This is a genomic window from Ruegeria sp. AN11, from assembly GCF_056536005.1.
The window spans coordinates 593,432-617,812 of the sequence record NZ_JBQFJD010000001.1; the positions used below are offsets into that span (position 1 = coordinate 593,432).

Genomic DNA, 24,381 nt, shown 5'->3' on the forward strand with positions numbered 1-24,381 from the left:
TTGTCGTCCAGGTTCGGACGTGTTTGGTTCGAAGATTTTTTTATCTAGTTGGGTTGTGGGGTATGAGTGTCAGTTTTGTTAAGAGCACCCACGCGAAGGACAGTTTTAACTTCGTGATGGAGTGGACGCGGGCCGTAAATAACAATGGCTCTATTCTAAATGCAGCAAATTTTTTAATGCGTCTGCTAAATGCGGATGCGCTTTTAATTGTCAGGGTTTCGAAAGCTGGTTGGAAAGTTAAGCACATTGCACGGTGTTGCGTCCAACAAGGGAAGATATGGCCGTCGCAACCTCAAACCCAAGCGGAATTGGTTTTCGGGGATTGCATCTCAAATGCAAAGCCGGGATCTATCTGGACATTAACGGATATGATGCTATCCGGTGCGGCACCAATGTCTCGCTATCAATATCATAAACCTGAAGGGTTGGTCGAAGTCATTGTGGTTCCGCTTGAGACAACCGCGTCACATATCGACTACATTGAATTGCACTACAGTGTCAGCCCTCTGGGACCCGATCTGGATTTGTTAGCTGTTTTGACTTCAACTCTTTCGTCTGGATGGAAGAACCGTTTGCCCGGTGCGATTTCTGCAAAGTCCGAGCAGCCCCGCAGCCATCGTCTGTCCGAAGACAGCGGCGGCGACTATGTCCCGATCCTTGATCCTCAGAACCCGGCGGCGCTCAGCAGATGCGAGTTCCGGGTTTGTGCGATGATGAGGGAAGGAATGACGGTAAAGCTAATCTCGGAAACTCTTTCGGTTGGCCCCGCAACTGTTCGTTCACACCTCAGTTCAATATTCTCTAAAACCGGAACGTCCAATCAGGTCGAACTGTTGCACCTGTTAAATCGGAACGCCCAAGCTGGAGGAAAGCTCAAGGGTTTTGCTTGTTGACAAGGCAAGCTTGTTACAGGTGATCGAAGCGTCTTGGCTGACGAAAGAGGGGTCGGCGTGTGAATTGCTCAGACTTTTGCCCGAAAAAACAAACCCTTTTACGTGATGGTCAACTGAACTCAAATCGGGTCATGTGAGTGACGAGGGACCCGGCGCTTTCCTTAATTGTCGATGACGTGGAGCTATAGCGTAAGGCTGCCCTGTCGTCGTACAGACGTTCCGGTCTGGCCTAGAGTACCGTCAGGCCCGGTTTTCAAATGCTGCGTCGTTTCTGTTGGCCTCGGTTTCTTCGCGCATCCATTCACGCTCTGATGTGCGATCTATTGCCCATGGCAAGGACGCCGGCCCATTGCATTTTGTTCTTGGGCTTTCGTAAGTGAGACTTTGGGGTGGGGACCCAGCCCGATTTTGATCCGCTACCGTCGAGAGGTTGCCCGTGTCCCCGCTTGCTATTGCTCTGGCCCTTCAAGCACAATAGGCCGTCACCGTTCTGTAGTATCGTGCCGTTCTTCGTGTTCTTGATATGTGCTGCTGATTGCTATGCCATCCAGGCCCCCATCTTGTGGGAGGTTGGTTGCTACATGTTGACCCAATCCGAGACGGTCGGCATCCGCAAAACACACCGCAGCAAAGTGGTAAGGGTTACTTGCAACATTTAGCGGGGGTAACATGGTGCCTCTCGATCGCACCACTTTTTCAACGAAAATAGATAAGTTACAATAACTAACGTTCATTTGCGCTGTTGCGGACCAACCTGTAGCCACCCTACAGTTTCTCCATCTGAAAAATACCCGGTTTAGGCTTTATTTGACAGGCAATCTGGTCAAATAGGAGCCTTCTCTGTGTTCTGGTGCGACGATCAAAGAGACTTCGTCGCACGCGCGAAATGATGTGTATCCGGAAGCCTGAAAGACTGGTGTTGACCGCAACTGTCGGTTATGGGCAACGGGCATCGCGAAACCTACAAACCAAGCAGTACTTACTGAGGCGAAAATGGAGCACTCCGTTCAAAAGAACATTGATATCGAGACCCTTCGAGGGATTTCGATATTTTTGGTCCTGATCGCGCACCTGCCCTTTCTGATGCCTTGGACGCAGCTTACCTATGACTATACCTCTCGACTGCAGTTCGGTGCTGGCGTTGATCTGTTTTTCGTAATCAGCGGGTACGTAATCTCACTTTCCATTTTTAAAGAACTGGAAACCGGAAAATACTCGGCCAAGGAGTTGTTGCTTCGGTTTTGGATCAGAAGGTTTTTCCGCCTAATTCCCGCGGCGGCAATCGTCGTTTTGGTGACATTCGCCTCGGTTGTTCTTTTGTCCGGGTCAGACTTCTACACACAGTATGGCGGCATCGAGCATACAGGATACGCGGCTTTTGCCGCCTTGACCCAATGGCTGAACCTTTGGGGGTTTGTGCAGATTGAAAATGGGCAACCAATCTCTCTGCTTGCGCATTTTTGGAGCTTGTCGCTGGAGGAACAGTTCTACTTTTTTTGGCCCATATTGGTTGTTGTGGTGCTGCGCAAGCAACGTCTGGTTTTTGGGTGTGCGATTTTTCTGGCCATATTTTCCTTTTTGCAGCGGACGGATGTTTACGATTTGGCATGGTGGTTTCGGCTGGACGGCGTGATCTGGGGATGCTTTCTCTATCTCACAGTCCCTGTGCTAAAGGCACGCTATCAAATCCCGCGCAACAGGGTCGTGGCTGTTTTGACCACGGGACTGGGTTTGCTAATGGCCTTGGGAAGCCCTGCTGTATTCGGACCCGGACCATTTGCCAGCACGCTCACAAGCATCGGGTGCGCGCTGTGCGTGTTCACGGCAATAATTAATGAGCGAGCTTTGCAATTCGCCGGATGGCCAGTCCGGGCAGTGAACTATATGGGGTCCCGATCCTATACAATTTACTTGTGGCACATCTTGATATTCTCGCTGGTCAAAGTGATGTGGGTTGAACTTTATCCCGGCGTTGAAAGCAGTTTTTCCGTTCCTATCGCGGTTCTGGTCGTGCTTTGCGTTGCTCCGTTTGGATTGATCATTGAATTCAGTTTTAACACCGTTGAAGCGCGAACCCGCGAATTCGGGCGCAACGTGGCGGCTTTGCTGGTGCCGGGCCAGACACACCAATCCTCACGCCGCATTGAGACTTCGGTTCAAGGCGTGCGTTAGCGCAAAATACACCGAGCAACACTCTGAAGGCTTTCACCTTGTCGATTTGATGAACGTTTGGTGCTGTTTTTGGCTGAGTGCAGATCTTATGGATCTGGTGGCTGCTTGGGATTCTTTTGGTTCCCAATCCCTTTCAAAGGCGAGTGCGAAGGTGCATCAGTTTGTTCGGGATTGCCGGTTTGCTGGATTCCCGTCTCGCCCCGTTCTGCGTGCTTGTGTAAGACAGTGGGCAATTCAGATTGGGAACGGCTTGAATGTCACAGACCATTACCATCTTTACGACGATGAAAAACGAAGGCCCCTATATGCTTGAATGGGTGGCTTTTCATCGGATTCTGGGCATCGACCATTTCGTGATATTCACCAACGATTGTGAGGACGGTACTGACGAAATGGCCCGCAGGTTGCAGGATCTGGGGCTTGCGACACATGTGTCGAACGAGGTGAAAGAAGGGGGAAACCCTCAGCACCAGATGTTGCGGCGGGCGCGGCGCAAGCCCAAAGTCAAGGAGTCTGACTGGTTGTTGTGCCTGGATGTCGATGAGTTCTGGAACATCCGCTGCGGCGATAACAGCTTTGGCGCGCTGATTTCCCAGGTGGAACATCGCGCGGGGCAGCCAGTGGATGCAATCTCGTTTGCGTGGAAGCTGTTTGGCAGCGCCGGAAACATCAGCTTTGAAGACCGGCCCGTGACCGAGGCGTTTGTGATGGCGGATATGGAATTCCCGTATCACTCCAGCCGTGCTTTCGGCTTGAAGACGCTGTTTCGCAATAACGGAAAATTCACCCGGTTCGGTCCACACAGACCAAAAGGCATTGAAGAAGGAAAAGAGGGCGACGTTGCCTGGTCGGATGCCAGCGGCAATCTGTTCCCTGCGGCAAAGGTCGGCTGGCGAGCCTGGCGAAACTTCGATCACAGCTTTGGTCGAATTCACCACTACTCGGTCCGGTCGATGGACGGGTTTCTGATCAAGCGTGACCGCGGGAGAACCAATCACATTAAAGTGGATCAGGGGCAATCCTACTGGATGGATATGAATGCCAACAAAGAGATGGACCAGTCCATCCTGCCGGCGGCCCGCCGCGCCGCGCCTTTGCTGGCCGAGTTGAAGGCGGATGAGGAATTGGCCCGCCTGCACGAACAGGCTTGCAACTGGCACACGGCGAAAGTTCAGGAAATCAAAATGCGCAAGGACTGGGTGGACTTCCGGTCCTGGCTTGCGGACAATCTTGTTTGAGCATCATGACCGACCTGTCCAAAGAGCAACTGAAACCCGAGCACCCTGACCGCAAGACAGGGTACGAACGCATCCTGACCGACCCCGCACCGCCATGGTTTGTGGAGCTGTATCCGGGCGGAGAAGGCAGGGGCTTTCTGCAGAAACTTGAACGCCACGCGTTTCTGTTTCACCATCGATCGGCCTCTCGCCTGATTGTAAGCTTTGATAACATCGCCAACGCCAACGACCTGTCCTTTGCGCGCGAACCATGGGGTTGGAAGTTTTTCAGGGACGAAGGGTGGTCTCATCTTGGGGTGTTTGCCCGCACCAAGGCCTGGTATCGCGACACGGAAATCATTTCGTATCTGGAAGGAAAGGCCCGCGAAGGTTTTTTTGCCCAGTTCGATCAGGTGGTTTTTGCCGGTGCATCCATGGGGGGCTACGGCGCGCTGGCGTTTTCCGCTTTGGTGCCGGGGTCAACGGTGATTGCCTTCAACCCGCAGACAACGTTAGACGAACGGCTGGTACCATGGGAAACCCGATACCGGTTCGGCCGGGTTCAGGACTGGGATCTGCCGCTCAGCGATACTGCCGAAACCATAAAAACCGCGAAACGGGTTTATGTGGCCTTTGATCCCTTTTTCGATCTGGACCGGCAGCAGGCGGCGCGCTTGCAGGGGGGAAATGTCATCCCGCTGAAGACCTGGTGTTCGAACCATTTCGCGGCCCCGATGCTGCGAAAGCTCGATTTGCTCAAGCCGGTTATGCTGGGTGCGATGGACGGCTCGCTTGAGGCCGCAGATTTTTTTCGGATGATCCGGGCGCGCAAGCGATTGCCGGTCTACATGAACAGACTGGAAGAGATGAGCCGTGACCGGCATCCGAAACTGGCACACGCAGCACGTCAGAGGTTTCGTGCCCTTCGCAGACAAGCGGCTGCCGACACTGCCCAGGCAACCTCATGACCCCAGGCAGGGGGGTCTTCATCGGTCAACGCAAGGACAGGATGGGCGCGCGCCTGTTGATGTTGTTGACATGTATCCGCCTGGCCGAGGATTTCGATACTGATTATCGGGTGAACTGGTTCCCGCAAGGCGCGGATGCACCTGAGTTGGAATATCCACAAGAACTGTTTTCCCAAGCGTGGATGGCGGACCATTTCCTGGATACCGACGCGTTCGAGGCGCTGTCACAAAAAGCCCAACCGATCTGGAAATTTCAGAACGATAAGACACCGGACCGGCTGATCAAGCATCTGGACGCCGGGCGTGCGGTTCTGGTCGAGGAGGGGTTCCAGATTCTGGCGTTCCCCTGGGAAGACATTGAAACGATCCGCCCCCGCTATCGAGAGTTCATTCACCGGATCGGCTTCACCGACGAAATCCGCGCCATCATGGATCGTGCGGACCAGGCGTTGTCGGGGCAGGGGGTGTCAGCCTACCACATCCGCCGGGGCGACATTCTGAACGGGTTGCCGTGGAAACACTCGACCTGGCCCGCGAAGATTGAGACCGAAGAGCTGTACGAAGCCCATCTGGACAAGTTCGCCGACAATCCGGCGATCATGTTTTCGGATCAGCCAGAACTGATCACCCGGTTTCAGAAGCGCTATCCGCAACTGATGCGGATGTCGGACATTGCAGATCTGTCAGAGATGACCCGGGCCAAGCGTGATTTTCTAGAGCTTTATGCAATGTCCCGGGCGGACCAAGTGGTTGCCCCCCCCGTATCGGCATTTTCGATGGCGGCGGCCAGGCTTTCCGGGCAAGAGAACAAGATGTTTCGCGATGTTTTGTCCCCGCAGGAAATAAGTGAGGCCAACGAAAAGACAGTGGATCGGCTGCGCAAGGGGGCGAACGGATTTATCAACGCGTCAGAGGCTGCACATATCTACGCCAAGGCGACCTTCCACTTGTTCTCGCTCCAGGCTGAAGACCGGGCAGAAGAGTCACGCCAGTTTGCGGAGTCTTTGCTTGAAGCCGGGGCGGACAACGCGTTCCTGCCTTTGTTGAATGCGCTGAACTACTTTTACCTGCGCCGCTGGAAAGAGGCGCTGAAGCTGACAGAGCAGGCTTTGGAAAACCCCCATATCTGGCCCGAGGATCATGCCGTAGCCTGTGCATTGCAGGCCGCAATTCTGGGCAGTCAGAAAAAGCGGTGGCTTGCAGCACAGGCGTTCACTAGGTCCTTCTGGGCAAAACCGTTGAGGCCCGACGTCATCATATTTGGATCGCGACTGGTGTTTCGGGATCAGGTTTCTTATCGGGCGATGCCGCCTGTGGACTGGACCATTCAAAAGGCGGTCCGCAGATCCTGGTTCAACTTCAATGCCCATGTCGCTCAGCGTCGGGTATTGTCACGCCTTCCGTGCAACTTTGACGTGATCTTGCTGGACTGGAGCGATCTCGCACTCGACCAAAAGGCGCGCCGGCTGAATTCGAGCAGGGACAGGTTGGTTTTGTTGCAGGATTGGCTGGGAAACATGCAAAACCTGTCGGAGAAGTTGCAGGTGCCGCTGGATAGCCCGGAGTACCAGAGCTTTTCTACGATCCTTCGGTACCGGCTGGATGATCTACCGTTGGAAAAAGCAATAGATGTTTCCCGGAACGTATCAGGCCTTCGCCCTGAAAACACGCTGTATCTCAAACGTTTGGCCGAGCTGTACGAGGCGGATGGTGATTATTCTCAGGCGCGGCTCAAGATGGCTGAGGCTGTTGGAAATGATCCGGGAAATCCATTTCTGGTGTTTGCCATGGGTGGCTTGCTGGAACGGATCGGCGCGTCCGAGCAGGGGCAAAACCAGATCATCGAGGCGGCGGATCTTGACGACAATACAGCGGCGATTCAGGGGGCGGCCGGTCAGTTGTTGCTGAGGCGGGGGGACAAGAAAAAAGCCGCCGGATATCTGCGCAAGGCACGGGATCTCTGCCCGCCATACAAGCGGTTCGCCAATCAACTGAAACGAACAGAAACCTGACCGGGCGGGAGGATGACAGCGTTTGGGCGGCTTGAAGGCAGGTTCAAATATGTGAAAACTCGTGTAGGACTAACAGGTGATGTATCCGCCGAAACCGGGACAATAAAACCAACAAAGGGCAGTCAGTCATGAAGGAACAGGACCCACGCTTTGTCAGCGTGACCCCGATGAAGAACGAAGGGCCGTTTGTTCTGGAATGGGTGGCGCATAACCGGGCCATTGGTGTCGATCATCAGGTGGTTATGACAAATGACTGTACCGACGGGACGGACGCTTTGCTGCAAAGGTTGGACGAGCGTGGATTTCTGACCCATGTCGACAACAATTCACGCCGGAAGACCAGCCCGCAGAAACGGGCCTATAACACGTTTCTGAAAATGGAAGTTGCCCGCCCGCAAGACTGGGTTGTCGTGATCGACGCGGATGAACAGATCGTGGTCAAGACCGGAGATCACACACTGCGCGCCCTGACCGAGGCTATTCCGGACGCCCGCACGATTTCGATGACATGGCGGTTGTTCGGAAATGCGGGTGTTGTGCGCTACGAGGATCGGTTCCTGTCGGATCAGTTCAGACAGGCCGCGCGCGAAATGACCATCCGGCCGTTTCAGGCGTGGGGATTCAAGACCATGTTTCAGCGCGAACTCTGGGACGGGTTGGGGGTTCACCGGCCGAAGCGTCCGACAGTTGAAACCATGGCGGAATGCCACTGGTACAACGGATCGGGTCAGTTGATGCCCGATCGGTATTACGAAAGAAGCTGGCGGTCCGCCCGCGATTCCGTCGGGTACGAGTTCGTTCAGGTCAACCATTACGCGCTGAAGTCCTGCGAAAGCTATCTGGTCAAGAAGATGCGCGGTCGCGCTCATCATCTGGGTGAAAGCCTGGGGATGGAATACTGGAACATGATGAACCAGAATGCCGAGACGGACAGCGCGATCGACGTCGTTGCTGACCGCAAACGCGAATTCTATTACGACATGCTTTCTGACCCTGAAACCGCCCGACTGCATCACCTGACCTGTGATCTTCACCGTCAGCAAATCGCGCAGCTGCGGGAAGTCCCCGAGATGCAGGATCTGATGCAGCAGATGACTGACGGAGCCGTAGCCGGGAAGGTGGGATGACGGTTCTTTTTCAGGTTTGCGGAGACGCCTGATGCTTTGGCTTCATATCGGGATGCCCAAGACCGGCACCACCGCCTTGCAGGGTTTTGTTCGCACGAACGGCGGAATGCTGGACAAGGCCAGGCTGCGATACATGGAAACCGGTCGCCGGCGCCACGAAAACAGCCGGCTGACGATCAGCCACAATATCATCGCCTTCCACATAAACCAGACGCAGCAGCCGACAGACGGGTTCCGCGAAGCCATGGCTCTAGAATACGAGGCGCACAAGGATAAAACCTGCCTGGTCTCGTCCGAGATGCTTTATTCGGTAGATCTGGACCGGCTGGCGCAGATTTTTTCCGATATTCCGGCCCGGCAGATGCGCATTACCTTCTACTGTCGGCGATATTCCGACTTTTGGGAGGCGGACTATAAGCAGCGGGCAAAGAATGGTCGCTTGCCCGCTGGCGGAACGCAATACATCCGCGCTCGTCTGGACGAGATCGCCGAAAACCCCGAGCGGCTGAGTTACAGCGCCATGCTGACCCGAATCCGAAGCGCGTTTCCCGGCGTGACGGTCGCGCCTTTCCTGTATGATCGATCCGTAATGGCCAATGGAAATATCGTGGACGATTTCATGTCACGCATTGGTGTCACGCTTCCCAAGGGTAGCACGGAAAATCTGCCGTCCAATCCTTCACAGTCCCGCGCGGCAAGCGAGGCTTTCGGGATTCTAGCCCGGTCCATCGGGCGCCAGCGAACCCGACAACTGCGGCGGCTCGTTGTCGACGATCCGGTAATGATCCGGCGAAATGACGTGCTGGAACCGAAAGAGCGTTTGTGGCTGGACGAACATCTGGCCGCACAGGACACTGATTTTCAGCAGGAATTTTTCCCGGATCGCGATCAGTTGTTCCCGCCCGTGCAACTGAGTGACGCCGATTTACAGTTCCGCCGCGACTCGTCCGAAGAATATGAAGCACTGCGGTTGGCGTCAGAGATTGTTTTCCGAATGGCGCTTGAAGAGTGATCGCGCCTATTCGACAACGATTTCCTGCCTCTGCCGCCCGGTTGTCTTGTCGAATATCAATATCCGGTTGTCATCCGTTACAACCGCGTACCAGTTGTTTCCGATGGTCACGGCCTGTGCTTTGGCGCCGTCCGGCAGTTCGATCTGGTCGGGCAGGGTGGGGGTGCGGTCCGATAGCCGGATGACAATCAGCGCGAATGTCACTAGAACCCCGCCAATCATCACCACGGTCAGCAACATGACCATGCGCCGCAGCAACTTAAGCTGGGGCGTTTCCTGCGGTTCTTGGGGTTCGGAAGGGACAGTCATGGGCACCCGGCAGATTGAGTTTCAGATCGCGGCCGCTCCGCCGCCACGTCTTGATAAGGCGCTTGCGCGGGATGTGCCAGCCGAAGAAAACCTGTCCCGTACACGCCTGGGGCGTCTGATCGACGAGGGGGCGGTGCAGGTCGATGGTGTCGTGGTGGCCGATCCCAAGGCAAAAGTCACGGAAGGCGCGCAGGTCGTTGTAACCGTTGCCCAAGCCGAAGACAGTCATATCGGCCCCGAAGACATCCCGCTGGACATCATTTACGAAGACACGGATCTGGTCGTGATCAACAAACCTGCGGGCATGGTCGTTCACCCGGCACCGGGTTCGCCCAGCGGAACGTTGGTGAACGCGCTTCTGTTTCATTGCGGCACGGATCTGTCCGGCGTCGGCGGTGTCAGGCGTCCGGGCATTGTGCATCGCATCGATAAGGAAACCAGCGGGTTGCTGGTCGTCGCCAAATCGGATGCGGCGCATCACGGTCTGGCGGCGCAGTTCGAAGCGCACAGTGTCGAGCGCTATTATCGCGCGATCTGTTACGGAGTGCCGGACGCCAACGATCCACGCCTGCGCGGCGTCAAAGGTGTCAGTTTCGAACCGGGCAATGTCATGCGCCTGACCACGCAACTGGCCCGGCACAAGACGGACCGGCAAAAGCAGGCCGTGTACTTTCACGGCGGCCGCCACGCTGTCACGCGCGCCCGGGTCGTCGAAACATTTGGCGCGCCCGCGTCTCTGTCCCTGGTCGAGTGTTGGTTGGAAACCGGTCGTACACATCAGATTCGCGTGCATATGGCACATGCGGGCCACGGGTTGGTCGGCGATCCGGTCTATGGCGGTAAGCGCAAACTGGCCGCCCGCGCGTTTGATCCGGCGACGGCCGAGGCTGTCCGCGCTTTTCCGCGTCAGGCACTGCATGCCGCGGTTTTGGGGTTTGAACACCCGGTCAGTGGCGAAAACCTGCGGTTCGAAGCGTCCTTGCCGAATGATATGGAAAGCCTGATAGAACGGCTGCGCGCGCCGCTGACACAATAAGCAAACCCCTGTGAGTAAGAGTTTCTTATCTTTCCTTTATCAAAGTTTAATCTCAAACTGTTAGCAGCACCTCTTGAATGGGCAGGGTTCCTTACCCATATCCTATGTTAAATACTTAAACATTTGTCGGAGGGACATGAACATGGCAAATTACGCAAATCTCCCCGCGCCGACGCCCGAGGGCGGCCTGAACCGCTATATGCAGGAAATTCGCAAGTTTCCCCTGCTTGAGCCGGAAGAAGAATACATGCTGGCCAAGCGCTGGGTGGAAGAACAGGATACCGAGTCGGCGCATAAGATGGTGACATCGCATCTGCGTCTGGCGGCCAAGATCGCCATGGGCTATCGCGGCTATGGCCTACCGCAGGCCGAGGTGATTTCCGAGGCGAATGTGGGCCTTATGCAGGCCGTGAAACGTTTTGATCCGGAAAAAGGATTCCGTCTGGCGACCTATGCGATGTGGTGGATCCGCGCCTCGATCCAGGAATATATCCTGCGGTCTTGGTCGCTGGTGAAACTGGGCACCACCTCGGCGCAGAAAAAGCTGTTTTTCAACCTGCGCAAGGCGAAGGCCCGCATTGGTGCGCTGGAAGAAGGCGACCTGCGTCCTGAAAATGTTGCGCAGATCGCCAACGATCTGGGCGTGACCGAGGAGGAAGTCATCAGCATGAACCGCCGCATGTCCGGTGGGGATGCCTCGCTGAATGCGACCGTTGGGTCCGAAGGCGAAGGTACCATGCAGTGGCAGGACTGGCTTGAGGATGAAGATGCCGACCAGGCCGGTGACTACGAAGCCCGCGACGAGTTGGAAGCGCGCCGCGAGTTGCTGAGCGCTGCGCTGGACGTGCTGAATGATCGTGAGAAGGACATCCTGACCCAGCGACGCCTGATGGATCAGGCCGTGACTCTGGAAGAGTTGAGCACGCAGTACAATGTCAGCCGCGAACGCATTCGCCAGATCGAAGTCCGGGCGTTTGAGAAGTTGCAGAAAAAGATGCGCGAGCTGGCCCGTGAAAAGGGCATGCTTGGAAACAGCTACAGCTGACCGGACAGCCTTAGCAGACCGGCCGGAATTTTCCGGCCGGTTTTTTCGTGCCTGCGCTGCAGGACCCGGTTTCGAATTGCTCAGCTTAGAAAATGGCTGGATTTGCCTGACTTGGGTGTGATTCACTGCTAAAGGTACACCGACGCAGGCTGAACCCAGCCTTGCGACGAGGCTGCAACATTTCAGCAGGACAGTATTCGGAGTTCACGATGCAAAAGCCGGTTCAATGGGGCATTCTGGGTGCCGCCAAATTCGCACGACAGTTTATGGCACCTGCCATTCATGCCGCAGACGGGGCAAGACTGTCAGGGCTGGCTACTTCAGACCCTGCCAAAGCTGAACCGTTTCAGCAGTTCTGCCCGGATCTGGTGGTCTATGACAGCTACGATGCGCTTCTCTCGGATCCTGAGATTGACGCGGTATACATCCCGCTGCCCAATCACCTGCATGTCGAATGGAGCCTGAAAGCCCTTGATGCCGGAAAACATGTGTTGTGCGAAAAGCCGATGACCATGAAGGGCGAAGAATTCGACGCCCTGATCGGAAAACGGAATCAGACCGGTTTGTTAGCAGCCGAAGCTTATATGATCGTGCACCACCCTCAGTGGCAGTTCACGAAAAGGTTGATTGCCGACGGGGCGATCGGAAAGCTGGCACATGTGACCGGGGCCTTCAGCTTCGACAACCGGGCGGACACGACGAACATCCGTAATCGCGCGGAAACGGGGGGTGGTGGATTGCGGGACATTGGCGTCTACGTTATCGGCGGCGCACGTTTTGCGACGGGGCAAGAGCCTGTCTCGGTACAATCGGCAATTCGCTGGCAGGACGGTATCGACACGTTTACGGAAATCCGGGCGCAATTCCCTGACTTTACATATTCCAGCTATGTTTCGATCCGCATGCACCCGCATCAGGAGATGGTATTTCATGGCGAAGGCGGCGTGATCCGGCTGACAGCGCCATTCAACGCCCGGGTCTTTGGCGAGGCCCGTGTCGAATTGCATCGCCCGGGGCTGGAAGTGCAGGTCACGCGTTTCCCGGCGGATGATCACTACAAACTCCAGGTCGAAGCGTTCTGCCGGTCTGTTCGGGAAGGGGCTGACTACCCATGCCCGCTTGAGTTCTCGCGGGGAACGCAAGAAATGATCGATCAGGTTTTCAGTCTGGCCGTACCACTCTGATCCACCCACTTGCCTACCATGGCGAGCCTCGGTTAGCCTGTCGGGTACCCATTCAGGAGGTGCCCTATGGCTGGTGGTTGGGCGCGCGATGGCGCGGTAAGTGAACAGATTGAGGCGTCAATATCCGATGAGCTTGCACGGATGCAGGCGCAAAAACGCCCTTTGGGTGAAAGCCTGACCCATTGTGCCGAATGCGAAGAGCCAATTCCCGAGAAACGGCGCAATGCGATCCCGGGGGTGAAACTGTGCCTGGACTGTCAGCAGGAACGTGACGGGGCGTTCAAAACCCGCAGCGGCATCAATCGGCGCGGGTCGAAAGACAGTCAGCTGAAGTAGGTTCCAGCGGAGCGGCCCCTTGCAAGACAACTCTGCCAAGCACGTATCCCTCCTGCAAAACGGTCTGGTCCTTGGCTTTTTGGCTGCGTTCTTGTGGGGCACACACAGCGTTATCGTTCGCTATCTGACTAGTGATCTGGGCGGAATGCAGATCGCCACGACGCGGTTGTTCATCGCCGCGTTCGCAATCTACTGCATGTTGCGTGCGATGGGGGCGTCAGTTTCGATCCGGTTTGGGGACTGGAATTTCCGTCTGGCTGTGTTGTCGACGGTGGTGAACTACATTCTGTTCCACATCGGATTGGAGCATACAGGCGCGGCCAACGCGATGGTGCTGGAAAACACAGCGCCCTTCTTCGTTCTGGTGTTTCTCTACTTTTTCGCGGACACACCAGTTGGCCGGACCGAAGTCCTCGCGACGGTATTGGCGATCTTTGGCGTGTTTCTGACGGTCTACCAGGATTTCAAAGGTGGCGGAGAGCCTCTGCTTGGCGATGTGATGGAAATCGGTGCTGGCCTAAGCTGGGCCGTGTTCCTGATTTCCAGCAGCCGGGCTATGAGAGCCTCTGAATCCACGCCCGAACGTTTGAATTTCCTGTTTGGGATATTCATCTGTTCCGGCGTTATTCTGTTGCCGCTTTCCCTGTTCGGAATTCAGATGCCGACAGCAAACGATGTTGTTTTTCTGGTACTTCTTGGTGTGTTGCCAACGGCGTTGGCTTACTACCTTTGGTACGAAGCGGCAGCGCGGGTTTCGACCCTCACGGCCACTTTGATGTTCGCCGCTTCTGTGGTGTTCACCTTCATCAACTCAGCACTGTTTCTGGGGGCGGCCATCACGCCGCTGGCTGCAATAGGCGCTGCGCTGATCGTCCTGGCCATATTCCTCACGACCAAATCAAATGAGAAAGACTAAGGAAACCTAGCGAGATTTGCGCCTCCATCGCCGATACAGGTTGATGTCCATTGCCGCCACCATGATGCCCAACGGGATCATCCAGAAGCCTAGAATGGGAAGAAACCCAAGAACACCGCCGAGTATCAGCAGGATGCCCACGATGATCCGCCAGCCCCGTGGCACGGTTCGGCGAATTCGGTTCATGGCAGGGCGCAGGCGCGACTTCAATGCGGCCCAACGCCCTGTGGATTGGGTGCTCACCCCTCCATCGCCTCAAGTTCGTCAATGAAGCCAGAGATCATGGACAGGCCCTTGTCCCAGAACTTCGGATCGCTGGCATCAAGGCCAAACGGTGCAAGCAGTTCCTTGTGGTGCTTCGATCCGCCGGCACGCAGCATTTCGAAATACTTGTCCTCGAACCCTTCCGAGCCGCTGGCGTAAACGGAATAAAGAGCGTTCACCAAACCGTCGCCGAACGCATATGCATAGACGTAGAACGGTGAGTGGACGAAGTGTGGGATATAGGCCCAGAAGGTCTCGTACCCCTCCATGAATTCGAACGCGGGCCCAAGGCTTTCGGCCTGAACGCTCATCCAAAGGGCGTTGATGTCGTCCGGTGTCAGTTCGCCCTCGCGGCGGGCGGCATGCAGTTTGCACTCAAAGTCGTAGAAGGCGATCTGGCGGACGACAGTGTTGATCATGTCTTCGACCTTACCGGCCAGCAGCACCTTGCGCTGTTCTGGCGTTTCGGCCTGATCCAGCATCTTGCGGAAGGTCAGCATCTCGCCGAACACCGAAGCGGTCTCGGCCAGGGTCAGAGGTGTTGACGATAGCATTTCGCCCTGACCTGCGGCCAGCACCTGATGTACGCCATGGCCCAGTTCATGCGCCAGTGTCATCACGTCGCGCGGTTTGCCCAGATAGTTGAGCATTACGTAAGGATGCACCTCGGTGACTGTTGGGTGGGCAAAGGCGCCGGGGGCTTTGCCCGGTTTCACGGCGGCATCGATCCAGCCTTTTGAGAAGAACGGTGCTGCAATCTCACCCATGCGTGGGTCAAACGCGTTGTAAGCGTCCATCACCGTTTTTTCGGCTTCGGCCCAGTTAACGATGCGCGTGTCCTCCATCGGCAGGGGTGCGTTGCGGTCCCAAACCTGCATTACGTCCAGGCCCAGCCACTTGCGTTTCAGTTCGTAGTAGCGGTGGCTCAGCTTGGGATAGGCGGCGACCACCGCTTCGCGAAGGGCATCGACAACCTCAGGCTCGACATCGTTCGACAAATGACGCCCGGTTTGCGCGGTGGGCATTTTGCGCCAGCGGTCGACGATTTCCTTTTCCTTGGCCTGCGTGTTGTGAACCCGGGCGAAGGTTTTGACATTCTCCTGAAACACCGAAGCCAATTCCCGTGCCGCAGCCTCGCGTTTGCTGCGGTCCTGTTCGGTCAGCAGGTTCAGGGTGCCTTCGATATTCAGCTCTTCGCCATCCACGGTGAATGTGAGGCCGGCAATCGTCTCGTCAAACAAGCGCTCCCATGCGTCTCCGACAACGCCCAGATCGTGCAGGAATTTTTCCAGCTCGTCGGACAGCTGATAGGGCTTCATCGCGCGAATACGGCGGAAAACCGGCTCGTAACGCCCCAGATCCGGGTTTTCATCAAAATGGGCACGCAGCACGGTGTCATCGATGCGGTTGATTTCCAGCGTGAAGAATACCAGCGGTGTCGTAAAGATTGTTATCTTTTCCTGCATGTCCGACAGGAACTTGGCTCGCTCGGCATCCGTGGTCAGCTGATAGTAGCGCAGACCGGCAAAGGACATGATGCGGCCGGCGATTGCATTGATCTTTTCGTTTCGATGCACGCATTGCAGCAGCTCACCCGCGTCCAGATCAGCCAGTTTGCCTTCGTAGTCCGAGGCAAAGGAGGCGCATTCTTTCTCCAGCCACTCAAGATCACGGCCAATCTCGGGTGCGTCTTCCGCCTTGTACAGATCACTCAGATCCCATTCCGGCAAGTTGCCAAGATTGTCGCCCCCGCCGACAGCGTTTGCGTCACGGACGGGAAAGGGAAGGTCGCGCATGGATCACCTCGATGTTCTGCTTTCGGAAACATCTAGGCGCGGGCGGCAGGGATCACAAGCGGCCAGAGTGACGGATCGGCGATTAACTCTGCAAAGCCGCATTAGGTGCGGCGTTTGGCTGGCTGGCCCTGAAATGCGCGGCAAGTTGATCAAAGACCGGTCCCCGAACTTCGGGTGATTCCATCATGACCTCATGTTCGCCCTCGGGAACTTCAATCAGCTTGCCTTTGGGCCAGTTGGCCATTCGGGCCCGAATGGCATCACGATCCACGATCCGTTCGTTTCCGCCCAGATACGTCAGGCATGGTACATCCGGCGCAGGCTGTTTCATCAGCCAATCACATTCCGTCAGCGCCTCGCGCAGCCAGATTGTCGACGGCGCCCCAAGCGCCATTTCCGGATGCGCAGCCAGTTGATCCTGCATCATCCGGTACATATCCGGATCGCGGGTCAGCATATTGTCTTCGAAGGGCTGAATGGTGACATAGCTGTCCAATGTCGTGGTCGGAGGCGTTTTCTCGCCCAGTCCGAATTTCGGCCCCCAATAGGCCGTCATCCAGCTGATCGGCCGCATGATTGTGGAAAAGTAAATGCCCCACATTGGCCCGGTGAAGGCACAGGCCGCAAAGCAGTTCTGCTCGATAATCGCCCGCAACGCTATGGCACCGCCCATTGAATGGCCGATCACGTACCAGGGCTTTGGCAGGTTCAGTTCTGTTGCCATGTGCAGAACGGCGCGGACGTCCTTCTGGTAATCCGGAAATTTCGCGACATGTCCGATCCGGGGGTCGTCCAGAAGGCGATCCGCCAGACCCTGACCGCGCCAGTCTATCGCCAGGAAGGCAAAGTGCCGTTTTGTGAACTCTCCGGCCGCGTTTCCGTATTTTTCGATATATTCCGTGCGTCCCGGAAACATCAGCACAGTACCGTTTGCACTGTCTTCAGGCACCCAATGCGCGACACGGATGCGTTTGGCATCCGAAGTTTCCAGCCAATGGGCTTTGCCACCGGCAGGAGCGCCGGCCACAGCTTCAAACAAAGGGGCCGGCGAAAAATCCATCAGGCCAGCACCGAGGCAAGTTTCATGGCAATCCCCATGTCTCCGTCCACGCTCAGCTTGCCGGACATGAACGCGCCGGTCGGGTTCAGGTCACCGCTGAGGATCTGCTCGAATGTATCAGCATCCGCGCTCAGGGTCACGTCGGCGTCTTCGTCGCTGACACGCGCGCCGTCTGCATCCAGAACGATTGAACCCAGATCTGCGATGGCGAATTTGGCCGAAGCATCAAAAGCCCCGCCGGCCAGTTTTTCATTCAGCGCGGCTGCGGCCTTTTCAAGAATCTCGCTCATGATCTTCCTCATTTTGTTTATGCGCCGAGAATGGACATCCCCGGTCGCAACGCTACACTGAACAATGTTATGAGCATTGCAAACCACAATCTCAAAGGTATCGTCGCGGCACTTGCAACACTGATGGTGTTTTCCACCATTGGTGCGGCCCAGCAAGCCGACTCCAAGGACGAATCCGTGCTGTTGGAGCAACTGGCACAGTCCACGCCCCGGCAGGCGATCAGCATTGACCGTCAGTTGCAGTCGCTCTGGTCGCAATCTGGCTCGGCCTCGGCCGATCTGTTGCTGGAACGCGGGCGCGAGGCGCTTGAGGACGGAGACGTCAAGGCGGCGATTGAACATCTGACGGCTTTAACCGACCACGCACCGCAGTTCGCCGAAGGCTGGCACGCCCGGGCATCGGCGTTTTTCGGTATCGAACGCTTTGGCATGGCGGCGGCTGATCTGGAACATGCCCTATCCTTGAACCCGAACCAATACGAGGCCATCTATGGCTTGGGTCTGATCTTCGAGATGCTGGATCAGCCGGAAAAAGCGTACGAGGCCTATTCCCGCGCTTTGTCTATACATCCCCATCACGAAGAAGTAACCAATGCCGTGAATCGTCTAAAGCCTCAGATCGAAGGCAAGGCGCTGTAAGGTCCGGGGCAGGGGGCAAAGGTGAACGGGTCATCCCGAATCGTGGCCGTTCTTGGCCCGACAAACACAGGTAAAACCCATTACGCGATCGAGCGGATGCTGGGACACAGGACTGGTGTGATCGGTCTTCCGCTGCGTCTGCTGGCACGCGAGGTCTATGACAAGATCGTAGCCGTCCGTGGACCCTCCGTCGTGGCCCTAGTCACGGGCGAGGAACGGATCGTGCCACCGCGTGCGCAATATTGGGTCTGCACGGTCGAGGCGATGCCCGAAGGCATGGGCGCGGATTTTGTGGCCATTGATGAGATCCAGCTCTGCGCCGATCCCGAGCGTGGCCATGTGTTCACGGACCGCCTGCTGCGCGCGCGCGGGACCAGTGAGACGCTGTTTCTAGGGTCAGATACGATGCGGGGTCCCATCGCTGCGCTGGTGCCCGAAGCACAGTTCACCCGCCGCGAGCGGATGTCGCAGCTTGTCTACTCCGGCTCGAAAAAGATCAGCCGAATGTCTCCGCGCAGTGCCATCGTCGGGTTCTCGGTCGACAGCGTCTATGCGATCGCCGAACTTCTGCGCCGTCAAAAGGGTGGTGCAGCGGTTGTTATGGGGGCGCTCAGCCCGCGTACACGCAACGCACAGGTCGAGCTATACCAGAATGGCGAGGTTGACTATCTGGTCGCCACTGATGCCATCGGAATGGGTCTGAACCTGGATGTGGATCATGTGGCGTTTTCGTCCCTGACCAAGTTCGACGGTCGCAGGATGCGACCTCTGGCGCCCAACGAACTGGCCCAGATCGCTGGCCGGGCAGGGCGCGGCATGTCCGACGGCACGTTCGGCGTAACGGGTGAGGCCCCGCCTTTGGATGATGGCGTGGCGCAGGCGATCATGGACAGCCGTTTCACGCCAATGAAAAAGCTGAACTGGCGGAACGCCGCCTTGCGGTTCGGCTCGATCGAGGCGCTGATCGACTCGCTTGAGGTCAGCCCAGACTACGAACACCTCATCAAGGCGCGGCCAGCCGATGATCTGAACGTGCTGAAATCTCTCTCGCAAGTGACCGAGGTCGCGGCGCGCGCCAGCGACGGTCCGTCGATCCGTTTGCTGTGGGATGTCTGCCGAATTCCAGACTTTCGTGGCATCAGTCATGCCGAGCACGCAAGTCTGTTGGAGGTGATCTACAACTACCTGCACGAGCGTGGAACGATCCCGGATGACTTTCTGGCGCGGCAAATCCGCCGGATCGACCGAACCGACGGAGATATTGATGCGTTGTCCAAAAGGTTGGCATATATTCGCACATGGACATATGTTGCGCAACGAAACGGTTGGGTACGTGACGAATCCCATTGGCGCGAGGAAACGCGCACTGTAGAAGACAGGCTGTCGGACGCTCTTCACGAACGTTTGACTCAAAGATTTGTGGACCGGCGCACATCCGTTTTGTTGCGCCGGCTCAAACAGAAGGAGGCCCTTTTGGCCGAAGTAAATGACAAGGGTGAAGTGACCGTCGAAGGCGAATTTGTCGGTCGTCTGGAAGGGTTCCGGTTTATCCCGGACAAAAGCGCGCAAGGAACCGAGGCGAAAGCTCTGAAATCGGCGTCCCTGCAAGCTCTCGCGCCGCAATTCCATCTGCGTGCCGACCGCTTCTACAACGCGCCCGATACTGAAATTGATTACACAGATCAGGGCGGCCTGATGTGGGGCGAATACGCCGTTGGCAAACTGGTTGCCGGGGCGGAGCCTCTCAAGCCGGTCGTCGAGGTTTTTGTGGATGAGGCTGCGGGGCCGGATGTGGAGCAGAAGGTTCAGCGTCGTTTGCAGCACTTCATCGACCGCAAGGTCGCGGCGCTGTTTGAACCGCTGCTGAACCTGTCGCGCGACGAAGAGCTGTCAGGCCTGGCCAAGGGGTTTGCCTTCCGAATGGTCGAAGCCTTGGGTGTGCTGCCCCGTACCGGCGTCGCGCAAGAGGTTAAGGATCTGGATCAGGACGCCCGTGGCGCGCTGCGCAAGCACGGCATTCGGTTTGGACAGTTCACAATCTTCATGCCGCTTCTGCTGAAACCCGCACCGACGCGTCTGCGACTGGTTTTGTGGGCCCTGTCCAGCGGATTGCAGGAGTTTCCCGAAGCGCCCCCTCCGGGTCTGGTCACCGTGCCTGTCGCCAAGGGCGCGCCCGAGGGGTACGACACGATGTGCGGATACAGGGATGCCGGCGAGCGTTCGATCCGTATCGACATGCTGGAGCGTCTGGCCGACATGCTGCGTGCAGAAGACAGCCGCGGTGGGTTCGAAGCCAAACCCGACATGCTCTCGATTACCGGTATGACGCTTGAACAGTTCGCTGATCTGATGCAGGGGCTGGGCTACAAGGCCGAGCGTGGCGAACGTGAGAAGGTCAAACCGGCGGCTGTCGAAACAGAACTTCCTTCGACGGATGCAGCCGAGCAACCTGTCGCCGAAGAAGTGTCCGCACCCCAAGAGGCAACCGAAGAGGTCGCAGCACCCGCCGAGGCGCCTGCCGAGGCCGCGACAAGCACCGAGGCGGCAGCCGAGGCACCTGCTTCGGATGAGCCGGAGGTCGAAGTATTCTACACCTTCACCTGGGGTCGTCAGCGGCAGCCGAACCGTGGCCCGCGCCGCGAGCAGGGGCAAGGCAAGGGCAAGCCGCGTGGCAAACCGCAGGAAGGCCGTGGAAAACCACACGGAAAGAAAGGCGGCAAGCCGCAAGGCTCCAAGACTTTCTCCTCCCGTCCTCCGAAAAAGGAAAAGGCGATCGATCCTGACAACCCGTTTGCAGCTGCGCTGATGGGTTTGAAGGACGGCAACTGACCTGAGATGGCCGAGGCCCGGCTGCGGATTGACAAATGGCTGTGGCAGGCGCGGTTCTTCAAGACCCGCAGCCTGGCCGCCAAACAGGTCAGCGGCGGACACGTGCGGGTAAACGGAAACCGTGTGGTGAAACCGGCGCATGCGGTCGGCCCCGGCGACGTTCTGACGTTCACTCAGGGGCGTATCGTGCGCGTCGTTCGTGTTGAAAAACTGGGCGAACGGCGGGGACCGGCACCCGAGGCGCAAACGCTGTACTCGGACATGACCGAAAAGCAGAACGCACCACCGCGTAATCCGGGTTTTGAAGGAAAAGGTCGTCCAACCAAGAAGGATCGGCGCGCACTTGATCTTTCTCGACCTCCGGAATGCTGATCCTCACTTGAAGAGCAAGCCATACTGAATTAGCTAGACGCCCAAACCGCAAACGGGAACGCCGCCATGACCTATGTTGTCACCGAGAACTGCATCGCCTGCAAATACACCGACTGTGTCGAAGTGTGCCCGGTGGACTGTTTCTACGAGGGCGAGAACACACTGGTCATCCACCCAGATGAATGCATCGACTGCGGCGTGTGCGAACCGGAATGCCCCGCCGACGCCATTCGCCCCGATACCGAGCCGGGTATGGAAGAATGGGTCGAGTTCAACCGCAAATACTCCGAGCAGTGGCCGGTGATCGTGACCAAGAAAGATCCCCTGCCAGACGCGGAAGAACGTGATGGGGAAGAAGGCAAGATGGAGAAGTACTTCTCCGAAGCGCCGGGTGAGGGCGGTTAAACGATTCGTCCTGGAATCTGGTGGGAAACTGAAAAGATTGAGGGATATCCTTCTGATTCCCAAGCAGCTTTTCGAAATTTCCCCGGCGTAAGCTTTCAGATGCCACTTTTTTGTGGTATACTACCTTCCTACATGATGATCGAGATTGGGGTGCGCTCCGTAAGTATGCTTGCTTTGGAGTTCTGAGTTTTCAACACAACCGCCGCCAGACGGGGCTTAGATGTGCCCTGTGGTGGTGTTTTTGTTGTCTGTACCCCGGTCCGCAACGAAGGAAAAAAGTGAATGTCAAAATCGAAAAAGCTTGAGTTCCGCCCTAACGATTACGTTGTCTACCCTGCGCACGGCGTGGGTCAGATCATCTCGATCGAAGAGCAGGACGTTGCGGGGTTTTCGCTCGAGCTGTTCGTGATCTCATTCGAGAAAGACAAGATGACCCTGCGGGTTCCGACCAACAAGGTCACCGAATCCGGTCTGCGCTCGCTGAGTTCGCCGGACGTGATCAGTCAGGCGATGAAGACGCTTAAGGGTAAAGCCAAAGTCAAACGCGCCATGTGGTCACGCCGGGCGCAGGAATACGAACAAAAGATCAACTCGGGCGATCTGATTTCGATCGCCGAAGTGGTTCGTGACCTGCACCGTACCGATGACCAGCGCGAGCAGAGCTATTCCGAGCGGCAGCTTTACGAAGCCGCGCTCGAGCGTCTGACGCGCGAAGTCGCCGCAGTATCCGGGCATGGAGAGATTTCGGCTGCCAAGCAAGTCGACGAGGTTCTGATGTCGCGTGCCGCCTGATCTCAATCGGCTACCTGGTTTCGGGCCGTCCCTCATCGGGGGCGGCCTTTTTTTATTCTGCTGCTTGGTCCCCGGTGGGTTTGAGGGTAATTTTGCCCTGAACAAAGGGGGATAGGCAGTGAAGGTAAAGCAAGCGATAAAGTTCCTCTATATCGGAAAAGACCCGATATCGGTGCGGTTCAGGTATACCTTGATCCTGTTTGATGCTGCTACGATCATCTTCTTTGTCGCGACCGCACATGGCGGTCATGGGCCCGGCATCACTCTGGTCAGTATGATTGTGGGCCTGATCATCCTTATGGATTTTTCGGCGCGGCTATGGATTTCGAAGGATCGCAAAAGGCTGCTGCGCAAGATCTACACGCTGGCCGATATCGTCGTGATCCTGTCATTGATCCTGGATCCGTTCCTCACCGGCAGTCTGGCCTTCCTTCGAATATTGCGCGCGCTACGTCTGATCCATTCCTATCATCTGTTGCGCGACCTGCGACGCGACAGCCCCTTTTTTCGAACGCATGAAGACGCAGTAATTGCTGCGATCAATTTGCTGGTTTTTGTGTTTGTGACCTCGACGGCAGTTCTGGTCTACTTCATCCCGGAAACCAGCCAGACGCCATATATTGACGCGCTGTATTTCACGATGGCGACGCTTACGACGACAGGATTTGGTGACATCACGCTGTCGACACCGTGGGGCAAGCTGTTCTCGGTTTTCATCATGGTGGTCGGTGTCGCACTTTTCGTGCGGCTGGCGCAGGCGATATTCATGCCCCAGAAGGTCAGGCATAAATGCCGAAGCTGTGGACTTTATCGGCACGACCCGGATGCCGTGCATTGCAAACATTGCGGAGAGGTGTTGCGGATTGAAACCGGCGGTGTCGCCTAGAGCAGTGTGATCAACGCAACAAGGATCGTGATCTCGGCCAATTGCTGCGCCGCGCCCAGAATATCCCCGGTCTGGCCGCCGATTTTTGCCTTTGCGACGATGGCCAACAGGCCGACGATCAGCGCCGCGCAAAGTGCCGGGAAAAAGGCAGAGCCACCGATCAGCGCCACAGAGACTGCACAAGCAACAATCAGGCCTGCAATTGCACTCATCGGACGGGGGCGACCTACAGAGTGACTTAGTCCGGATGAACGGGCATTTGGTAAGATGGCCATCAAAACGGGCATCATCGCACGAGACATTACGCATGCGGTCAGGATGGCGCTGATCCCTCCGGCCGTCAGCAGGGATGCCACAGCAAACACCCGGATCAATTGTGAAAACAAAAGTGCCAGAACACCATAGGTGCCGATATGGCTGTCTTTCATGATCTCAAGCCGCCGGTCCCGGGTGAACCCACCCCAAAGCCCGTCAGCGGTGTCTGCCAGCCCGTCTTCGTGCATTGCGCCGGTTGCTGCAATCAGAACTCCCACCAGCAACCCGGCAGAGACAAGGGCCGGCACGTTCAGGGAGATGGCAATCCATCCCACCAGACAGGCAATTATTCCGACGGCCAGCCCTGCAATCGGGAAAGCCCACGCAGCCTGAGCCTGACGCGCGAATACATGATCCGGCAGCCGGGGAACGGGCAGGCGGGTCAGAAGCACCAAAGCCAGGGGTATATCCCAGCCGGAAATGAGTTTGGTGTCGTTTTTGAGCACTCCCGCGCCTTTCGGGGTCTTGTTGGTCTGGATGCTTCGGTTAAACACACAGGACCACTC

Annotated in this window: 24 protein-coding genes; 18 read left to right on the plus strand and 6 right to left on the minus strand. The window is 56.7% G+C overall.

The window, feature by feature from the left end:
- The first annotated feature begins 62 nt into the window (after window positions 1-62).
- The 7 genes from ACR3EQ_RS02920 to ACR3EQ_RS02950 all read left to right on the plus strand — a co-directional run bounded on the left by ACR3EQ_RS02920 (window position 63) and on the right by ACR3EQ_RS02950 (window position 9,401).
- Complete coding sequence (locus tag ACR3EQ_RS02920) at window positions 63-893, plus strand: helix-turn-helix domain-containing protein (RefSeq protein WP_170619042.1); 831 nt, start codon at window positions 63-65, stop codon at window positions 891-893.
- Window positions 894-1,886: 993 nt separating this feature from the next.
- A complete protein-coding gene (locus ACR3EQ_RS02925) occupies window positions 1,887-3,065 on the plus strand; it encodes an acyltransferase family protein (protein ID WP_480489687.1) in 1,179 nt (392 codons plus the stop codon).
- A gap of 254 nt (window positions 3,066-3,319) precedes the next feature.
- On the plus strand, window positions 3,320-4,303 hold the full coding sequence (locus tag ACR3EQ_RS02930) for a glycosyltransferase family 2 protein (RefSeq protein WP_480489688.1): 984 nt from the start codon (window positions 3,320-3,322) through the stop codon (window positions 4,301-4,303).
- A 5-nt stretch (window positions 4,304-4,308) separates the two neighbouring features.
- Window positions 4,309-5,250 carry a hypothetical protein gene (locus ACR3EQ_RS02935; protein ID WP_170806155.1) on the plus strand — a complete coding sequence of 314 codons (942 nt, stop codon included), beginning with the start codon at window positions 4,309-4,311 and terminating at the stop codon, window positions 5,248-5,250.
- Window positions 5,247-7,262, plus strand: coding sequence for a hypothetical protein (locus tag ACR3EQ_RS02940; protein WP_480489689.1), 2,016 nt, complete (start codon window positions 5,247-5,249; stop codon window positions 7,260-7,262). Before ACR3EQ_RS02935 ends, ACR3EQ_RS02940 begins: the two co-directional genes overlap by 4 nt.
- Before the next feature lie 128 nt (window positions 7,263-7,390).
- The gene (locus ACR3EQ_RS02945; RefSeq protein ID WP_170616101.1) at window positions 7,391-8,389 is read left to right on the plus strand and encodes a glycosyltransferase family 2 protein; all 999 of its coding nucleotides are present in this window, start codon (window positions 7,391-7,393) and stop codon (window positions 8,387-8,389) included.
- 31 nt (window positions 8,390-8,420) lie between these two features.
- Window positions 8,421-9,401, plus strand: coding sequence for a hypothetical protein (locus ACR3EQ_RS02950; RefSeq protein ID WP_480489690.1), 981 nt, complete (start codon window positions 8,421-8,423; stop codon window positions 9,399-9,401).
- A gap of 6 nt (window positions 9,402-9,407) precedes the next feature.
- On the opposite strand, the gene ACR3EQ_RS02955 is transcribed toward ACR3EQ_RS02950, so the two are convergent.
- On the minus strand, window positions 9,408-9,710 hold the full coding sequence (locus tag ACR3EQ_RS02955) for a DUF6476 family protein (protein ID WP_170616105.1): 303 nt from the start codon (window positions 9,708-9,710) through the stop codon (window positions 9,408-9,410).
- Here ACR3EQ_RS02955 and ACR3EQ_RS02960 point away from each other — a divergent pair.
- The 5 genes from ACR3EQ_RS02960 (at window position 9,709) to ACR3EQ_RS02980 (ending at window position 14,227) form a co-directional block, all read left to right on the plus strand.
- Window positions 9,709-10,746, plus strand: coding sequence for an RluA family pseudouridine synthase (locus ACR3EQ_RS02960; protein ID WP_170616107.1), 1,038 nt, complete (start codon window positions 9,709-9,711; stop codon window positions 10,744-10,746). The genes ACR3EQ_RS02955 and ACR3EQ_RS02960 overlap by 2 nt on opposite strands.
- Before the next feature lie 142 nt (window positions 10,747-10,888).
- A complete protein-coding gene (gene rpoH, locus ACR3EQ_RS02965; protein WP_170616109.1) occupies window positions 10,889-11,791 on the plus strand; it encodes an RNA polymerase sigma factor RpoH in 903 nt (300 codons plus the stop codon).
- A gap of 209 nt (window positions 11,792-12,000) precedes the next feature.
- A complete protein-coding gene (locus tag ACR3EQ_RS02970) occupies window positions 12,001-12,975 on the plus strand; it encodes a Gfo/Idh/MocA family protein (protein WP_170616111.1) in 975 nt (324 codons plus the stop codon).
- Window positions 12,976-13,041: 66 nt separating this feature from the next.
- Window positions 13,042-13,311 carry a DksA/TraR family C4-type zinc finger protein gene (locus tag ACR3EQ_RS02975; RefSeq protein WP_170616113.1) on the plus strand — a complete coding sequence of 90 codons (270 nt, stop codon included), beginning with the start codon at window positions 13,042-13,044 and terminating at the stop codon, window positions 13,309-13,311.
- A gap of 19 nt (window positions 13,312-13,330) precedes the next feature.
- Entirely contained in the window at window positions 13,331-14,227 is an 897-nt protein-coding gene (locus ACR3EQ_RS02980; RefSeq protein ID WP_170616115.1) for a DMT family transporter, read from the plus strand.
- A 6-nt stretch (window positions 14,228-14,233) separates the two neighbouring features.
- On the opposite strand, the gene ACR3EQ_RS02985 is transcribed toward ACR3EQ_RS02980, so the two are convergent.
- The 4 genes from ACR3EQ_RS02985 to ACR3EQ_RS03000 all read right to left on the minus strand — a co-directional run bounded on the left by ACR3EQ_RS02985 (window position 14,234) and on the right by ACR3EQ_RS03000 (window position 17,637).
- Window positions 14,234-14,470: a hypothetical protein gene (locus tag ACR3EQ_RS02985; RefSeq protein ID WP_480440186.1), complete on the minus strand. Its 237-nt coding sequence runs from the start codon at window positions 14,468-14,470 to the stop codon at window positions 14,234-14,236.
- On the minus strand, window positions 14,467-16,287 hold the full coding sequence (locus ACR3EQ_RS02990) for a M3 family oligoendopeptidase (protein WP_170616117.1): 1,821 nt from the start codon (window positions 16,285-16,287) through the stop codon (window positions 14,467-14,469). Before ACR3EQ_RS02990 ends, ACR3EQ_RS02985 begins: the two co-directional genes overlap by 4 nt.
- Before the next feature lie 82 nt (window positions 16,288-16,369).
- Complete coding sequence (locus ACR3EQ_RS02995) at window positions 16,370-17,347, minus strand: alpha/beta hydrolase (protein WP_170616119.1); 978 nt, start codon at window positions 17,345-17,347, stop codon at window positions 16,370-16,372.
- On the minus strand, window positions 17,347-17,637 hold the full coding sequence (locus ACR3EQ_RS03000) for an SCP2 sterol-binding domain-containing protein (protein WP_170616121.1): 291 nt from the start codon (window positions 17,635-17,637) through the stop codon (window positions 17,347-17,349). Before ACR3EQ_RS03000 ends, ACR3EQ_RS02995 begins: the two co-directional genes overlap by 1 nt.
- A 69-nt stretch (window positions 17,638-17,706) precedes the next feature.
- Here ACR3EQ_RS03000 and ACR3EQ_RS03005 point away from each other — a divergent pair, with 69 nt between their 5' ends.
- The 6 genes from ACR3EQ_RS03005 (at window position 17,707) to ACR3EQ_RS03030 (ending at window position 23,560) form a co-directional block, all read left to right on the plus strand.
- On the plus strand, window positions 17,707-18,276 hold the full coding sequence (locus ACR3EQ_RS03005) for a tetratricopeptide repeat protein (protein WP_480440189.1): 570 nt from the start codon (window positions 17,707-17,709) through the stop codon (window positions 18,274-18,276).
- A gap of 21 nt (window positions 18,277-18,297) precedes the next feature.
- Window positions 18,298-21,105, plus strand: a complete 2,808-nt coding sequence (locus ACR3EQ_RS03010; protein ID WP_170619041.1) for a helicase-related protein — start codon at window positions 18,298-18,300, stop codon at window positions 21,103-21,105.
- 6 nt (window positions 21,106-21,111) lie between these two features.
- Window positions 21,112-21,477, plus strand: a complete 366-nt coding sequence (locus ACR3EQ_RS03015; protein ID WP_170616127.1) for an RNA-binding S4 domain-containing protein — start codon at window positions 21,112-21,114, stop codon at window positions 21,475-21,477.
- Between the two features lie 66 nt (window positions 21,478-21,543).
- Window positions 21,544-21,882, plus strand: coding sequence for a ferredoxin FdxA (gene fdxA, locus ACR3EQ_RS03020; RefSeq protein WP_170616129.1), 339 nt, complete (start codon window positions 21,544-21,546; stop codon window positions 21,880-21,882).
- Window positions 21,883-22,164: 282 nt separating this feature from the next.
- Window positions 22,165-22,674 carry a CarD family transcriptional regulator gene (locus tag ACR3EQ_RS03025; protein ID WP_170616131.1) on the plus strand — a complete coding sequence of 170 codons (510 nt, stop codon included), beginning with the start codon at window positions 22,165-22,167 and terminating at the stop codon, window positions 22,672-22,674.
- A 118-nt stretch (window positions 22,675-22,792) separates the two neighbouring features.
- On the plus strand, window positions 22,793-23,560 hold the full coding sequence (locus ACR3EQ_RS03030) for an ion channel (protein WP_170619040.1): 768 nt from the start codon (window positions 22,793-22,795) through the stop codon (window positions 23,558-23,560).
- On the opposite strand, the gene cobS is transcribed toward ACR3EQ_RS03030, so the two are convergent.
- Complete coding sequence (cobS, locus tag ACR3EQ_RS03035) at window positions 23,557-24,321, minus strand: adenosylcobinamide-GDP ribazoletransferase (protein WP_170817259.1); 765 nt, start codon at window positions 24,319-24,321, stop codon at window positions 23,557-23,559. The two genes, ACR3EQ_RS03030 and cobS, sit on opposite strands and share 4 nt — an antisense overlap.
- Between the last annotated feature and the right edge of the window lie 60 nt (window positions 24,322-24,381).